The 15,896-nt window shown below is 46.2% G+C and carries 11 protein-coding genes; 6 read left to right on the top strand and 5 right to left on the bottom strand.

Annotated features, from left to right (window positions below):
* Window positions 1-410: 410 nt before the first annotated feature.
* The 3 genes from recC to recD are packed head-to-tail and all read left to right on the top strand — an operon-like array spanning window position 411 to window position 10,255.
* The gene (gene recC, locus AC27KT_RS13030) at window positions 411-4,034 is read left to right on the top strand and encodes an exodeoxyribonuclease V subunit gamma (RefSeq protein ID WP_487130599.1); all 3,624 of its coding nucleotides are present in this window, start codon (window positions 411-413) and stop codon (window positions 4,032-4,034) included.
* Entirely contained in the window at window positions 4,031-7,996 is a 3,966-nt protein-coding gene (gene recB / locus AC27KT_RS13025) for an exodeoxyribonuclease V subunit beta (protein WP_487130597.1), read from the top strand. Before recC ends, recB begins: the two co-directional genes overlap by 4 nt.
* Window positions 7,997-8,029: 33 nt before the next feature.
* On the top strand, window positions 8,030-10,255 hold the full coding sequence (recD, locus tag AC27KT_RS13020; protein WP_487130595.1) for an exodeoxyribonuclease V subunit alpha: 2,226 nt from the start codon (window positions 8,030-8,032) through the stop codon (window positions 10,253-10,255).
* A gap of 55 nt (window positions 10,256-10,310) precedes the next feature.
* Here the strand turns inward: recD and AC27KT_RS13015 are convergent, their stop codons facing one another.
* Both AC27KT_RS13015 and AC27KT_RS13010 read right to left on the bottom strand, forming a co-directional pair.
* Entirely contained in the window at window positions 10,311-10,718 is a 408-nt protein-coding gene (locus tag AC27KT_RS13015; protein WP_487130593.1) for a hypothetical protein, read from the bottom strand.
* 107 nt (window positions 10,719-10,825) lie between these two features.
* Window positions 10,826-12,253, bottom strand: a complete 1,428-nt coding sequence (locus AC27KT_RS13010; RefSeq protein ID WP_487130591.1) for an aminotransferase-like domain-containing protein — start codon at window positions 12,251-12,253, stop codon at window positions 10,826-10,828.
* Window positions 12,254-12,513: 260 nt separating this feature from the next.
* Here AC27KT_RS13010 and AC27KT_RS13005 point away from each other — a divergent pair, with 260 nt between their 5' ends.
* From AC27KT_RS13005 to AC27KT_RS12995, 3 genes are all read left to right on the top strand, one after another.
* Window positions 12,514-13,134 (top strand): LysE family translocator, encoded by a 621-nt coding sequence (locus tag AC27KT_RS13005; protein WP_487130589.1) that lies wholly within the window; start codon window positions 12,514-12,516, stop codon window positions 13,132-13,134.
* Between the two features lie 85 nt (window positions 13,135-13,219).
* Entirely contained in the window at window positions 13,220-13,600 is a 381-nt protein-coding gene (locus AC27KT_RS13000) for a VOC family protein (protein WP_487130587.1), read from the top strand.
* Window positions 13,601-13,639: 39 nt separating this feature from the next.
* On the top strand, window positions 13,640-13,975 hold the full coding sequence (locus AC27KT_RS12995; RefSeq protein ID WP_487130585.1) for a hypothetical protein: 336 nt from the start codon (window positions 13,640-13,642) through the stop codon (window positions 13,973-13,975).
* Window positions 13,976-13,991: 16 nt separating this feature from the next.
* Here the strand turns inward: AC27KT_RS12995 and AC27KT_RS12990 are convergent, their stop codons facing one another.
* The 3 genes from AC27KT_RS12990 to AC27KT_RS12980 form a co-directional block, all read right to left on the bottom strand.
* Window positions 13,992-14,588, bottom strand: a complete 597-nt coding sequence (locus AC27KT_RS12990) for a DNA-3-methyladenine glycosylase (RefSeq protein ID WP_487130583.1) — start codon at window positions 14,586-14,588, stop codon at window positions 13,992-13,994.
* Window positions 14,589-14,616: 28 nt separating this feature from the next.
* Window positions 14,617-14,835, bottom strand: a complete 219-nt coding sequence (locus AC27KT_RS12985) for a hypervirulence associated TUDOR domain-containing protein (protein ID WP_487130581.1) — start codon at window positions 14,833-14,835, stop codon at window positions 14,617-14,619.
* Between the two features lie 110 nt (window positions 14,836-14,945).
* Complete coding sequence (locus tag AC27KT_RS12980) at window positions 14,946-15,830, bottom strand: EamA family transporter (RefSeq protein WP_487130579.1); 885 nt, start codon at window positions 15,828-15,830, stop codon at window positions 14,946-14,948.
* Window positions 15,831-15,896 lie beyond the last annotated feature (66 nt).

Genomic DNA, 15,896 nt, shown 5'->3' with positions numbered 1-15,896 from the left:
CATTCAATCTGCAAAAATCAATTTGTTAACAGTGCTGCCCAGTAGCGCTAACGTGAATGAGTGCCAGGCAACGCTTATTCACGTTGTTACTGAGTAGACCGTAAACCTTACCCATACAGATTTTTCGTGTCCTGAGGTCTGTGTGGGTTTTTTTTGCCTAAAAAATAGCAACTTCATTTTTCGCTTATCCGGCGTGTCAGCTTTTCTTATCATCTTGTGAAAGCACTCACCAGCATTGTTTCTTCGTCGTGCCCAAGATTTTGTATTATTACCATAAGGCATTTGCTTATCTAAATTTTAGAGAAATCACTTAACTACTGAGCCTAATGCGATACACTGATTTATAATAGGTCAATAGGCCTTGGTCTTTGCACAATATCTAAAAGCACGTTCTACAAAGGATTTTTCGATTGCTTGCGCTATATCCCTCTAATAAATTAGAACACTTAAGTTTTCTTCTCACCACGCTTTTACGCCAGCAGCCCATGGGCGTGTTTACGCCAGAAACCATCTTGGTTGAAAGCCCGGGTATGCAGCACTGGGTCAGTATGCAGCTTGCTACAGAACATGGCGTGGCAATGAATATTGATTATCCTTTACCAGTACGCTTTATGTGGAACACAGCACGTACTGTACTTGGACAGGACAAAGTACCCAAGCAATCTCCCTATCGTCGTGAAGTACTGACATGGCGTATAGACAATATTCTCCAAGATGGCTCGCTAATGAGTACAGAAGCTTTCGAGCAAGTTAACCGGTATTGGCAGAGCGCCGGTAGTGAACAAGAGCAAGGGTTACAACGCCTTCAGCTAGCTACCGCTCTGGCCGACGTGTACGAGCAATACTTGTTGTACCGCCCAGACTGGTTGTTTAAATGGGAAGCTAACGAACGCGCTGTATTTGATGACATGGAGATATGGCAAAGTGAAATTTGGCGCATATTGATCAAAGAGCAACCGCTGCATCCTGCACGTTTGCATCAAATGACGCTCGATGCGTTGGAAGCTGGCCATTTACCAAATGATCCAACGAATAAGTTGCCTGATCGTGTGATAGTGTTTGCCATTAACACTATGGCCCCGCAGCTGATCGCGTTTTTTGACGCTCTCGCACAGCACATTGATATTCATATATTTCACTTAAATCCTAGCGTTAATTATTGGGGGGAAGCGAAAAGTAGTAGCGAACAGGCGAAGCTATTGCGTTTAGAAGGGCTCAAAAAATGGATGGAAGAAGACCAGTCGAACCCGCTGCTTGGAAACTTAGGTAAGCAGGGCAGAGAGCTGTTCAACTTACTCACCGAATTGGATACCTTTGAGATAAGTGCGTTTGATTCACCAGATTTTGAAGAGGCTTCTAACAGTGGTGAAAACGTTCACCGTTATGGTCTACTCGAATATATTCACAACGATATATTGCAAGCCGCTCAACCTAAGCCACTTACTCATGATTTAAGAGAAAAAGACGATAGCGTTACTATCATGTGCACCCATTCCGCGCTTCGCGAAGTGCAAGTGTTACACGACCACTTGTTACACTGGTTATCTCAAGACAAAACCCGCACCCCGTCAGATATTCTTGTGATGTGCCCCGCCATCGAAAACTACGCGCCATTTGTGGATGCTGTATTTCACAGAGTAGGCACTAAGGCTTTGGCTGGCAGGGGGCAGGTTAGGCTTCCTTGTACCATTGCAGATAGAAGCCCAATGGATGCAGAGCCGTTGATTGCGGCGTTTATGGCGCTGTTACAGCTGCCCGATAGCCGATTTGGTGTATCGGACATTATGGATTATCTGCAGCTAGATTCAGTGCAAAAGCGTTTCTCAGTATCCCAAGATGATATCGAGCAAATGGTGGTATGGCTAAAACAAGCTCATATTCATTGGGGTCTTAATAGCGCTCATAAAACGGCTGTTTCAGAAGGCGTTGATCTAGACGACACTTACAGCTGGTGGTGGGGAATACGCCGATTACTTATGGGCATGCTTGCACCAGATAGTGAAGTCATTGTTAGTGACTTACTTACTATTCCCGACGTTGAAGGACAAAGTGCGCTTACGCTAGGTAAGCTTATCGACGTTGTGGCGCTGTTAGGTGAGTTTGCCCAAGTATTAACAGCCCCAAGGACGGCGGCGCAGTGGTCTAAAGCCTTAATATCGCTTAGAGATGCGTGTTTTATGCCGATAAAAGAGCAGCAGCAAAGTTGGGATCTTATTGCCAAAGTTGCTGCCGATCTTGCTGCACGATGCGAAGAGGCAGGTTATGAACACGAACTCACCCTTCGTCAGGTTCGCGACCTGTTACTCAATCGATTCTCGTCGCCAGATGCCGGTAACCACTTTATGACCGGTCAGGTTACCGTGTGTTCTATGCTGCCAATGCGTAGCATTCCATTTAAAAAAGTGTGCATTTTGGGGCTGAACGACAGTGAATTCCCCAGAAAATCAAGCCCGCTGGGTCTTGATTTAATGGCAGGTGCTGGCCGCCAAATCGGTGACCGCTCACGGCGTTTGGAAGACAGGTATTTATTCCTAGAAGCCATTATTTCCACTAGAGACAGCTTATATTTAAGTTACCAAGGGAACGACGTTACCAATAACAGTGAGCGGCAACCGAGTCTAGTATTGGCTGAGTTCATGGATATGTTAGCAAACAGCTACGCACTTGACTTATCAAAGTACAGCGTTAATGCGCCGCTTCACCCGTTCAGTGAAGAAGGCTTTACGGGAACCTTGCCGAGCTACGAAACAGGGTGGTTACGGTTAGCTGACGCGTTACAAAAAACGAAATTAAATACCGATGGAGCAGATAATGAATCTGCCAATGATGCGGATACGGTAACGTTAGCACCATCATCTGATGCACTATCAACGCAAACGCTTCGTTTATCAGGTATCCAAATTGCGAGAGCTTTTAAAGATCCGCTGGAGTATTTCTCCGTACAACGGCTGGGCGTGAATCTGTCTCAATCGTTTACGCTACTTGAAAATAGCGAGCCGTTTGAAACCAATGCGCTGCTGCGTTACCAGGTGCTCGACGCTATCTTTTCATCTGCGGAGCGCATTGCGCCAGAGAAAGATGATGTTACCCAGCTTTCATATAGTGAAAAAGTGGTCACGTTTGCTTTGCTTAGAGGGGATATTCCCAATAACCCCGTTGCTAGAGATGAAGTTGACATGTGGAAAGAAGGGGCGTTGGCATTAAGTCAGGCCATGGGCCCTCATGACGCAGAACCTAAAAAAGCACACTTTCAAGGCAAGTACATTACCTTTACTTCATCGGCTTTATTAGGCAGTGACGCGCTAGTAGAGCTTTGTGCAGGCAAGATTGACGCACATCGCGCCCTGGGATTTTTCATCTCCCAATTAGTTTTTTCAAGTAGCGTTGAAGAAACCAGCTACAACAACTATCCGCTGGATATCTATTCGTGCACTTGGGAAAAGGGCGAAACCATTTTGAAAAAGCAGCGCTTCCCCGCTTACGACCGGGAAACTGCTGTGCGGTTACTTTTGTTTATTGAACAGCTTTATATGGCGGTTTATACAGCGCCGACACCAGTTCATTTAAGTTTGTTCGGTACTTTTATGCCCGGGACCAGAAATTCAGACACTAAGCCTGTAGTGGAAAGCATAAAGCCTGAAATGTTTACCGACATTCTGCATGCGCTACTAGAGAGCGCGGACGGGACTAGTGAAACCGACAGAGCGATAATTCACCAAGTTCAACAGGCAATTGACGAGATGTGCCCGTTCACTGATAAAGACAACCCTGTAGCTAGCGAAGCGACAAGTGAAAAACACGAAAAAGCGAAACAGGTAGTGGATCAAGCCGCTGCACTTTTTGACACGATAGAATTACAGCGAGCACTAACCGACTGGCAGCAAAGTAGCGGGCAGTTCAGCGCAGATATGGCAAGCAACCCTTACTTAAATTGGCTGTTTCCTCAGGGCGTGAGTTGGAACGATGTGCCGCATTTAAGTGCTTTTGTGCTGCTCGCCATGGTCAACAATGCGTCTCAGGAGGAGAAGCTATGAGTTACAACCCTACATCCTCTGACAACCCTATAGACGAGCAAGCTCAGCTGCAAACCGACGACCATAGCGGCACTGAAGCGCAATTACTCGATGTCGTCGCTATGCCATTAAAAGGGCGCCACCTTATAGAGGCCAGCGCCGGCACAGGTAAAACCTTTAATATTACGCGCTTGTATCTGCGTCTATTGCTTGAAAAAAAGCTCACCGTTAAAGAAATATTGGTGATGACTTTCACCAAAGCCGCGACCGAAGAAATAAAGGGGCGTATTGCGGCAACACTAAGAGAAGCTCTACCTATTTGGCAGCAAGCCAAAGATAACGGCAATGAAATAGACAGTGGCTGTGACCCGGTTTATCAGTATTTATTTAATAGCTGTGATATTGACGAGAGTCTGGCCCTTTTAAAAGCAGCGCAGCTGGAGCTTGATGAAGCCTCGGTGTTTACTATTCACGGCTTCTGTCAGCATGTTATTACCCAGCTAGCGTTTAACAGTGGCTTTGCCATGTCACTTAACTTGGGCAATGACACCAGCGACTTATACCTTGAAGCTGCCGAAGACTTCATTCGAAAAATTAGCAAAAGTGAGGACGAGTTTAGACTACTGGCAGAGTCAGGCTGGCATACACCCGAAAAACTGCTGCGAGAGTTTAACGCCAGCATTAAAAGTACTCTGACCCCAATATTGCTTAGTGAAGAGGATATTGAGGCAGCGTGTAAAAAGCAGCTAGATGAAGCGCCGCATACGTCTTTAGCCTACGTGAAGTCTCTACTTCAAAGCGTAGAAGACAATGAAGGGCTATTGGTAGAACAGCTCATCAAAACACCGGCCCATAAAAAAGAACGGCCGCAGGAGTTGGCTGCACTTAAAGCTTGGTTGCGTTCTTGTGTAGATGAACAAAGTTATTATCTTCCACCGCCCGAAGCGGAAGCCTTTGTTAAAGGTAATCGATATGCGCGAAATTCATCTGGCGTAAAAGAGATCTTAACGCCTATAAAAGATTTTGCAGGGGCGCTAAAAAAAGCATTTGGTGAGAAAGACAAAGCGCTTGGCAAAGTGCCTGTATTCAAGCTGGTGGTTGAAGCCATTGCGTTCATCAAATCCCGCGTTGAAAAGCAGAAAAAGCAGCTTGGCGTTATCGACTTCGACGATCTTATTCGCATGCTCGCCGACGAAGTGGTGAAGCCGAACAATACCCTAGTGCCTGAGCTTCGCAAAAAATTTCCCGTAGCGCTTATCGACGAATTTCAAGATACCGATGCAAAGCAGTACGCGATTTTAGACGCAGTTTATCCTAATCTTGAGAATGCTAACGAAAGTGCGTTATTAATGATAGGTGACCCCAAGCAGGCGATTTATCGCTTTCGCGGTGGCGATATTTTTACCTATTTAAAGGCGGGTAGCCAGGCTGATTACCGCTGGGTGATGAATACCAACTGGCGCTCGGTAGAGGGAATGGTTAAAGCCTATAATCGGTTATTTTATGGTGCGCCTGTGGCATCAAATAAGCCCACCGATGTGTTTGGCTTTGACATCAAATACAACCCTGTGGAATTTACACCTAAAGCGGCCGCGGCAAAAACGCCACTTATCGACGCTGCCGAACAAGACAGTGTAATGAAAAGTGCTGTAATGAAGAGCGGTGTAATGAAAAGTGCTGTAACGAAACGCAGTGCAATGAACTACGTTAGCATGTGTTTGGAAGACAAAGAAAACGCCCACATTATGCGTCGCAAAATGGCTCAGTGGATTGCGCAAGAGATTTACCGCTTATTGAACGAAGCGCACTTTCAAACCGACAATGGTGGCACCGCGCCGGTGAGGCCTCAGGATATCGCTATCTTGGTGAAAGACAGGACCGAAGCTGGCGCTATCAAAAGTGTACTGCAGCAAAAAGGCTTGGCGTGCGTTTATTTAAGCGATCGCAGTAACTTATTTACCAGTGCCGAAGCCAAAGATGTACTGCGGTTACTTAACGGTATTTGGCATGCCAACGACACCAGTAAAGTGTCGTCGAGCTTGGCGTCTCCGCTTTGGGGATATAGCGCACAAACACTCATTGAATTGTTATACCATGAAGATGACGCGCAGTGGGATGCGGCTATCGACAAAGTATTGTCGCTGCGAGATATGTGGCTGCAAAAAGGGTGCATGAGTGTGCTGCTGTATTTAATGCAAGATAGCTATCAACCTCATGCTGACAGCGTGGAACGCGCCCTTACTAATTATCAGCATTTGGCCGAAGTGCTGGAAAAAGCCAGCACTACTCACCAGTGCCCAGAGCAGCTACTCGACTGGTTGAATAAGCAAATTCATAAGCCTGAAAGCGATGAAGAGCTTACATTACGCCTTGAAAGTGATAGCCAACTTATTCGACTTATTACTCAACACGGCTCGAAAGGGCTAGAATACCCCATCGTGTTTGTTCCTTTTGCCACCGGCTATAAAGACGCCGCTAAAAACGGCAACACTACGTCGCAAATATTTACCTATTACGACGAAGAAAAACAAGATTTACAAATGCAGCTTGGGCAGACGCCACAGGCCATAGCTCGCGTTCAAAGTGAGAGCGAAGCGGAAGACATGCGACTGGCCTATGTGGCGGTAACACGAGCTGCCCATCGCTGTTACATGGGCGTTGTACCGCTGACTAACAATGAAAGAAGCGCATTAGCACGAGCACTTGGTGTAGGTGGCGATGGCAGCAACAACGATTGGTCAAGTGTGTTAAACCGTGTTGCTGAAGAAGAAGCGTCCCATGCCTGCCATATCGACGGTGATGAGTTTGAGGAAGTGTACACCGGCTTTGAACAAGAAGATGAGTTACCTCAGCTTACTGCGTTGCAATTTACCGGCACGGCAAGCGAAGAATGGCGACTGTATTCATTTTCAGCAATGAGCCGTTTGACCACGGTTGTTACAGGGCAAAGCCCAGAGACCGGCACGGCGGCAGAAAAAGTCGCAACAACAGAGCCCTTGAGTCAAACCCTTCCTAGTGTGCCCGTACTTCAAACCATTCGAGATGAAGAAGTGTATGCAAGCGACACTCTTATGGCTGAGATGGGCTCAATTGATGCAGACATCAATTCCTCGGCAGGTATTGAAAGTACGGTAAGTAAAAATGATCTGCGTTTTACCCTCGAAAAAGGTGCGAGCGCAGGTAATTTACTTCACGATATTCTAGAGCACAGTGACTTTAGTGCGCCCGAGTGGGAAGAAACGGGTAAGGAACTGGTTAACCGCTTTGGGCTAGATGAGAAGCGCACGCCGTTACTTTATGAGTGGCTAGAGGAAACACTGCAAACACCGCTTTATCCTAATACGCAGTTAAGTATGAGTGATTTGCCCTTAGCGCAAACCCTGCGCGAAGCAGAATTCTATTTTCCAATGAACGACACGCAATGGACTCAGCTTCGTGAAGTACTCGCTACTCATCGCAAAAACGTAGCTGACGTTATTGGTGGCGAGGTGGAAACAGCGCCTCAACTAATCACTGCAAAATTACAGGGAATGATGCACGGGTTTATTGACTTGATTTTTGAACATGACGGTCAGTTTTATGTGGCAGACTACAAGTCAACCTGGCTTGGCGATACCCTAGATAGTTACACGCCAACAGCGCTGTTTCACAATAACCAGCATCACCTTTACGACCTTCAGTACTTAATTTACTGCTTGGCGCTACATCGCTATTTAAAGAATACGCTGCCTAACTACGACCCAGATATGCATTTCGGTGGAGTGTATTACCTGTATCTACGCGGGATGCACCCAGAAAACGAGCGCGGTGAAGGAGTGTTTTATACTGATATTTCATCGTCTGTACTCAATCGATTAGACGGGATATTTGCGAGCAAAGATGATGCCTACCAAAGCGATAGTTCAAAGCATGCAGGCAGTTCTCGCCAGCCTTTGGAACAAACGTCTTTGGGTCAGCAGCAGTTTAGTTTTGACGACGAGTAATACACGTCAAAAGAACTAAGGCAAAGGAAAATAATGAATAACAATCAACATTCTGTATCGTCATTTTTTGATAATTTGTTTGGCATCGAGGCGATCGACAAATTTGTCGCAAAAGAATTCGGTTTTGTTGACGAGCTAGATCAAGAAGAAAGGCTTATCTGGGCTGGGGTCTTAGCGTATTTGTCGTATATGCAGCGCAATGGCCACAGCTGTATCTATCTTAAAGACATAGCGGGTACGACGCTTTTTAAAGAACCAATAGCGGAAAAAGAGGCGGCCTTGGCGGCCGAAACAAATGAGCATAGCAATAACGGAACGGCCGCTGCCTCACTGACGCTGGTTGAACAATCAGAGCAGGAAAAAGCGCCCAAAGCAGGTGTTGACGTGCCACAACTAACGCCGTTACTTAGAATTGTAAAAAGCGCACTGGTTAACGAGCAGGTGGCTCAACTATTTGTCTATAACAACGGCAAGCTGTACAGCCGTCGCTACTATGAATTTGAACAAGAAGTGGCGCGCAATGTGGTAAAACGAGCTGCGCTTACGCCGTTAAGCTATGAAGCTACCGAAAAAGTAAAGCAACTTTGGCCCGCTATTTTTCCTACCGAAACAACCGATCGGCAAGATTGGCAGCAAATAGCGGTGGCGAAAAGCCTGATGCAGCGCTTTTGCGTTATAAACGGTGGGCCAGGAACAGGTAAAACCTATACTGTATTGCGCTTATTACTGGCGCTACAGGCTTGCGATGAAAACTTAAATATTGTGCTGGCGGCCCCTACAGGTAAAGCGCAACAGCGTATGACCGAATCTATCATGAAAAGCATAGACGGGCTTCGCGGCAAGTTGGACGACACAGTGCTTGACAACGTGCCTACCGATGCTGTGACGCTGCACAGATTACTAGGATTGCGCGAGCACGGTGTATCGACTAAGTTCAATCAGCACAACCAGTTGTTAGCAGATGTACTCATTGTCGATGAAGCAAGTATGGTCGACTTAGCACTAATGACGCGCATAGTACGAGCATTGCCAGACCATGCACGGCTCTATTTTATCGGTGATGCCGACCAGCTTCCTGCGGTTGAGCTTGGCAACGTGCTAGAGCAGCTAGTTAGTACCGGTTCAGCAAGTTTTGACGAAAACGAGAATGTGCCAAATGGCACGAACAGCGCACATAGCTCACTTAGTTTTAACAGTCATGACGACGCGCTTTCTTTAGGTGGCGTGCCATCGTTAATGCGTCAGCACATCGCTACGCTGTGCCCGCATTTGCCTCTGTTACCTGTTGATGAGCAGGCAAAAAGCTATGTAGCAACTCTGCAAGCACCGCAGCGCTTCAAAGGGCAGGTGGCAAAAGTTGCAACGGCCATACAGCGAGGTGATGCAAGCGGTGCACTTACCGCTATTACCGACAAGGCTGGCGACAATAACGAAAGTGCGGGTCTTGGTTCAAAACTCGATTCTGACCCTGGTTCAAATACGGCATCACGACTACAGGCGGGCGTACACCTATGGCCAGAGCAGCAGGTTAGCGGCCGTGATTTACACCAGTTGGCTAAAGAAAGCTTCTTGCCCATTTTTGATGCCGGCAGCGCTGAAGAAGCGCTTAATCGTCTGAATGTGGTTAGGTGGCTAACTCCGGTCCGTAAGGGCTCCATGGGCGTAGAAGGCCTGAATAATTTGGTGTTCGATGCTATCAAGCACAAGATTAGAAGGCGGGAAGGCCATTTCTATCAAGGTCAGCCCATTATGATTGTAAAGAATCATCATCCACAGCGACTTTCAAACGGTGAGGTTGGTATAATCTGGCCTGACAGCAAGGGAAAGCTATATGCGTGGTTTTACCAGGATATCCAAGCTTCAGGTCAAAACGGTTCAAGCCAAAAAGCTTCGGCAAATGCGGGAGACAATGCTGACAAGGCGCTACAGCAAAAACAAGCGTTGCGCAGCATATCGCTATCAAGAGTACCGCAGTTTGAAACTGTGTACGCCATGACCATACATAAATCTCAGGGCTCTGAGTTTAACCATGTTGTGCTTATTTTACCTAAGCCTGATAGCGAGAAAGCCGCCAATTTATTTCATCGAGGCCTAGTGTACACAGGGTTAACCCGTGCTAAAGACGGCTGCTTAATCATCTCTGACAACACTACATTTAGCCACATGGTTCAACGGGTGGATAAGCGTTATTCCGGGTTGTCTGAAGCGATTAGCCTGCACCTAGAGAGCACATCAAACGCCACCACTGAAATCGAATAAAAGAGAATGTACTCTGCCCCCCAAAATTTGGGGGGCAGAGTACTTTTCTGTGTGGTTATTTTACTGGCGTAAAAAGGCACAGGCCGCGTTTGTTAATATCAATTGGGGTTTTGCTGATTAGATAAATGCGGGTGGGGGCAGTTACACGCAAAATTCCGCCTTCGGCATTTAAAAACTGTGAAGGCAAAAGTACAGACGTGTCTTCACTTTCTGAATTGTCGGTCTCGGCTTTCACTGCAAAGTGTGACAAACCGCAGTGATCTAGCCAACCTAATATATTATCTGGTGTCGCCACAAAATTATCGTGCTTTAAAACACTGCTATGCAGGGTAATGTTCGCACCGAAAACGGGCTTGTTCTCTATCGCTATTTGCGTGTTAGGCTTTAAATGCAGACGGTATAGTCCGTGTGCTTCAGGCACAATGTCATCATTCGCATCTGTATAATTCACTAACGTAAGCATACAAAGTTTCACAGGTTAGTTTTGATGGTTTTATTTTGGTGGACTTACGGCAAGCCTGCGTTGATGTGGATCAACTGCCCTCGGGTTTACGCCTTTTGTATAAATAATTAGGCGTCTTGCGCAACAAGCATCTCACCGAGGCGCTTAATAGCTTCGGTGCGCGCAGCCTGAGTGCCATCGATGAAATTAAAACGCAGGCAATGTCGATACTTACCCGTTGCCGAAAATAGCTGCCCCGGCGCGATATAAATTCCTTTTTGCTTGGCTTCGTCAGCCAGCTTCACGGAGTCATAACGGCTGTTTAGCTCTACCCAAAGCACATAGCCCCCTTGAGGATAGCTAATACAGGTGTCGGCGGGAAAGTAACGCTTAATGTCTGAACGTAGTGCGTCTCGTGCACTGAGGTAATGGTGACGCATAGCCCGAATATGTTTGTCATAACCGCCTTGCTCAATGAAACTGGCTATAGCTAATTGGGGTAGAGTAGGGCACATAGAGCTACTGACATATTTAACGTGGAGGACTTTATTTCTATAGCTTCCCGGCGCTATCCAACCCACGCGAAAACCAGGCGCTAGCGTTTTTGAAAACGAGGAGCACAGTAAAACGCGTCCATCTTTATCGAACGATTTAATGGTTTTTGGACGAGGGTAGGCGTAGGCAATATCGCCGTAAATGTCGTCCTCAATAATGGCTACGTCGTACTCTCTGGCCAATTCATATAACGCTTTCTTTTTCGCCTCAGGCATAACGAATCCTTGAGGGTTATTTACCGTTGGGGCAACTAAAATGGCCTTGATCGGCCATTGATCAAGCGCTAGCTTTAATGCCTCTAAACTCAGTCCTGTTGCAGAGTCGGTGGGGATCTCTAACGCTTTTAATTCAGCGCCTTTTATAGCTTGCATAGCACCGTAGAATCCGGGGGATTCTACCGCTACTACATCGCCGGCGCTCGCTACTGCGCGAAGGCACACAGATAAGGCTTCCTGGCAGCCAGAAGTCACAATAAATTCATCGTTTTGCAACGCACAGCCAGATGCTGCGGCCAATCGGCTAAGCTGTTTTCGCAGAGTTTCATCACCTTTTACGTCACCGTATATCATGCCGTCCAAGGCTCGATGTTTGGTGAGTTCATGCAGGCGTTTTATGAGCGGTTTAAGGGTTTTGGCAGTCATGTTGGGCATGGCATGCTGAAACTGACACAGGGTTTTAGCGTCATGCTCTTTATTGAAGGTATTTAGCAAGGTGTCTAGCACATCTTCCCATTGAGACACATTCATAGGGCGTTGCGGAGGCTTCGTCATGCTAGGGGTGTTATCTATTAATACACTACGGGCGACAAAATAACCTGATTTAGGTTTTGCCTCTACCAGTTGCTGCGCTTCTAACACTCGATATGCTTCCTGCACGGTAGCTATACTTACTTTATGCTCCGTTGACAGCTGCCTAACCGAGGGTAACTTGTTCCCCACCTCAAAAACACCACGCTCGATTTGGGCTTTAAGTTCATTGGCTAATGTTTCGTAAAGCGTCATCGCAATATTTATTCTTATGAAGTCATCTGCATACAGATGACTATATCTTAATTGGCAGGAGCTTTTAACCATACAGATTGGTGAAATAACTACCATACAGGCGTTACAATGACTAAACTGTATGGCTGTTTTTAAGCATGTTTGGGTATGATGCATACAAAAATATGATTGTATTGTGTTGGTGAAAAACAAGCGTTTGGTTAACCGACCCCTTTCTTTTTAAAGAAACGCATTGCTCAACTCAACACATAAGGACTGTCATGGAAACATCTTTACTCATCGCGCTTGCGACATTCGCATTCATTAGTACGGTAACGCCTGGCCCGAATAATATGATGCTATTGGCTTCTGGGGCACAATACGGTTATAAACGTTCGCTGCCGCACATGCTGGGTATTGTAATTGGTGTTGCAGGTCTAATGATAAGCACACTGCTGGGCATTGGTGCGCTGTTCAACATATTTCCTGTACTGTACAGTGTGCTGAAAGTGCTTGGCGTGGGATATCTGTTATGGTTAGCATTTAAAATTGCCACTGGCCCCGTAGATGAGCCAGTAGACCTAGTAGAAAACAAAATTAAATCGACCAAACGCCAAGGGCCGCTCAAGTGGTGGGAAGGGGCATTATTTCAGTTAATTAACCCTAAAGCATGGATGATGGCGTTAGCCAGTGTAGGCACGTTTTCACTGCCTGGCGAGCACTACACGCAATCTGGTATTGCGATTGTTATCGCTTTTGCCGTAATTGGTTTCCCAAGCATCTCTCTTTGGGCGGCGGTAGGCGCAAAAATACGCGTGTGGTTGAGTTCGCCAATTCGAAGACGGCAGTTTAACCTGACAATGGGCGCGGCAACAGCAGCCACGTTATTTTTGATAGTGTAACGGTTATATTGACTGGACGCTGACCTTTTAAGTGAAAACCGCTAGGCTGGCGTCTTTCAAATTTTTACAAAAGGAGCAGATCTTCATGGAATTGAATCAAGTTACGTTACCCGTTACCAATATGGTCGAATCGGTGGAGTTTTACCTTTCACTTGGGTTCACTCAAATTGTAGATACACCGCATTATGCCAGATTCACGTGTCCTGAAGGCTCGTCCACTTTTTCGCTCTTTTTAGAAAGCGAAAGTGCTCAAAATCACAGTGTGATCTATTTTGAACACGAGGCGCTAGACGAGTTGTATACCTCTCTTGTGGAAAAAGGTATTCGTTTTGAGCAGCCGCCAACGCAGCAGCGCTACCTTTGGAAAGAGGCCATTTTAAGAGATCCATCGGGCAACAAAATAAAGCTGTACTGGGCGGGAGAGAATAGAGTGAACCCGCCTTGGAAAGTGGAAATAAAGCAGTAGCCATTTAGATAATCTTCAAAAGAAAAACAGAGTTATACAGTGACAGACTCCCAAACAAGCGTGCACTTTCGCTTAACATCGTTAGATGCCATGCAAGCGTACACGCTAAAACGAGAAATTGAAGGCGCTTATTTTATTAAGCGTGAAGAATGTGTAGATAAAAAAGGCCCAGATGCGTTCATTGGTATGGTGCCTTTAAAAGAAAGCCTGTTTGACGAACTCAACGATTACGTTATTCGCCAGCAAATTCAATATGATGACTGCGATATTTATGTTGAATCAAAAATTGCTAACGGTGATATTGCCGTGCCAAGGGTGGTAAACAAATTGCTCAAATACATCGACTGCAAGCTGACCTTCGCTTTTGCGAAGTAGTTTCAATTGAGGTGCGCTACTTAAGCGTGAACCGCCAAGGCAAGGTTGTGTCATCGCGTGCACCTAGCTTACCGGTTTGATCGTCTTTTGCGTAGTCTATGCCAATGCGAGGCGAACTAGCGATGTGTTTGCTTGTAATAGTATGGTTACTATCCTCAACCCAAATCAAAGCGTTATTCACTACAGGCTCACCATTAAGCGCAGGTGTTATCGCCAGAGCTTGTGTCAGCTTAGCTGGACCGTCACATAGATTACGCAATGGTGTGACGCCGCGACGTTCACGCATTTTGTCTACACCTTCTGTAGGCTTAATTTTTCGGATCAGAACTGAATCAGTGTGGTCAGCGTCATTCGTAACAATATTCAACATACTGTGAGAACCATAAATGGTGTAGATGTACGCAATGCCGCCTTGCTTTTTAAGTGTTGATAAAGAAGAAGGACGCCGCAACAGGTGTTTTTCCATGGCAAGATCATTATGACCACGGTAGGCTTCCGTTTCTATTATCGTTCCCCCGGTTAGTACGCCGTCGACATTACTAAACAGGAAGTTACCAATGAGCGACTTCGCTATATTGACGACATCGCTATCGGTGAAAAAGGAACGCTGCATTTTTTGTTTAGGTTTATTAATAAACAGATTAAGACGACTTCGTAATTTCGCTGTGAGATTTTAGCACTTTGCTACCGTCGTCCTGTTCAATGAGATATGCTGGGTCGTTGTCGCTAGCCTCTCGTTTTACCGACGAACCCTTAATCGTGCGCTCTACATCATTGGTAAATTTTTCTCTGATGTTTCCTGTTGCACTGCCGTTACCCCATTCCCATTCTACTTCTGTGTTCACTGCGTAATGTTTCATCGTTACACCTTGTGCCGTTAATTTAACAATGTACATAGCAGTTAAACGATAAGGGCAAGGTATGAGTTCACAAAGCAGGATAATAAGAAGGGAAAAGTAAGCTTGAAACCCTAGGAAAGGGTTTCAATTTGTTTTTCTTTTGGACCTTGTTTTTGCGTAGTAGAACTACCCGCGGTTGCAATAACAACCAAAGCAACTGCAAACCATTGTGAAAGCGTGAGGGTTTCATCAATAATGATGAACGCCGCCATGGCTGCAACGGCAGGCTCAACACTCATCATAATGCTGAAAGTTTGTTTAGGCATATTGCGCATTGCACTCATTTCTAACGTATACGGGATAGCCGACGAGAAAACGCCTACAGCGAACCCAATGAAAATAGTCTGTGGTGAGAGTAAGGCGACACCTTGACTTGCAACGCCAATAGGCACTACACAGATAGCTGCTACTAGCATGCCTAATGTTACCGTAACACCGCCAGAACCTTCGTTGCCTGTTTTGTTTCCAAAAACGATATAACCGGCCCAAAACGCTCCGGCTGTTAGGGCAAGAGTAACGCCGACGGGATCTAAGCTCTCGGCCGTTACGCCGCCAATATCGGGAAGCAGCAAACAAACGCCTGCAACAGCTAAAATCGCCCACGCAAAATCTCGCTTTTTTCTGGCACTAAAAAACGCCACAGCCAATGGCCCGGTGAACTCAAGCGCAACACCTATGCCAAGGGGAATACGCTCAATCGCAAGATAGAAAATGATATTCATTGCGCCTAAGCAAGCGCCGTAGAAAATAACGTTACGCCACCCTTTCGCGCTCAAGCGCGCTCTCCAAGGCCTAAAAATTATTGTTAACACCAACGCGGCGAAAAACGCACGAAGAGCACTGGTGCCTTCAGGGCCAACTATAGGAAAGAGTTGTTTCGCAAACGATGCACCAGACTGTATGGTTACCATCGCCAGAAGCACTGCGACTATGGCAAGTAAAAAACGTTGATTCACAATATATTGCAACCTGGATGAGACAAAACCGGATTATATTTGTTCTAAAACTGAAATGCTCGTTGA

The sequence above is a fragment of the Alteromonas sp. 5NW40-0090 genome (assembly GCF_057552975.1).
The sequence above is the reverse complement of the archived record's forward strand: the minus strand, read 5'-3'. Positions and strand labels throughout refer to the sequence as shown.

What these genes read in the sequence shown, in the direction of transcription:
- AC27KT_RS13000 (WP_487130587.1), top strand. Translation starts at nt 13,220, where the DNA reads ATGGAATTGAATCAAGTTACGTTACCCGTTACCAATATGGTCGAATCG.
- AC27KT_RS12985 (WP_487130581.1), bottom strand. Translation starts at nt 14,835, where the DNA reads ATGAAACATTACGCAGTGAACACAGAAGTAGAATGGGAATGGGGTAAC.
- AC27KT_RS13010 (WP_487130591.1), bottom strand. Translation starts at nt 12,253, where the DNA reads ATGACGCTTTACGAAACATTAGCCAATGAACTTAAAGCCCAAATCGAG.
- recB (WP_487130597.1), top strand. Translation starts at nt 4,031, where the DNA reads ATGAGTTACAACCCTACATCCTCTGACAACCCTATAGACGAGCAAGCT.
- recD (WP_487130595.1), top strand. Translation starts at nt 8,030, where the DNA reads ATGAATAACAATCAACATTCTGTATCGTCATTTTTTGATAATTTGTTT.
- AC27KT_RS13005 (WP_487130589.1), top strand. Translation starts at nt 12,514, where the DNA reads ATGGAAACATCTTTACTCATCGCGCTTGCGACATTCGCATTCATTAGT.
- AC27KT_RS13015 (WP_487130593.1), bottom strand. Translation starts at nt 10,718, where the DNA reads ATGCTTACGTTAGTGAATTATACAGATGCGAATGATGACATTGTGCCT.
- AC27KT_RS12990 (WP_487130583.1), bottom strand. Translation starts at nt 14,588, where the DNA reads ATGCAGCGTTCCTTTTTCACCGATAGCGATGTCGTCAATATAGCGAAG.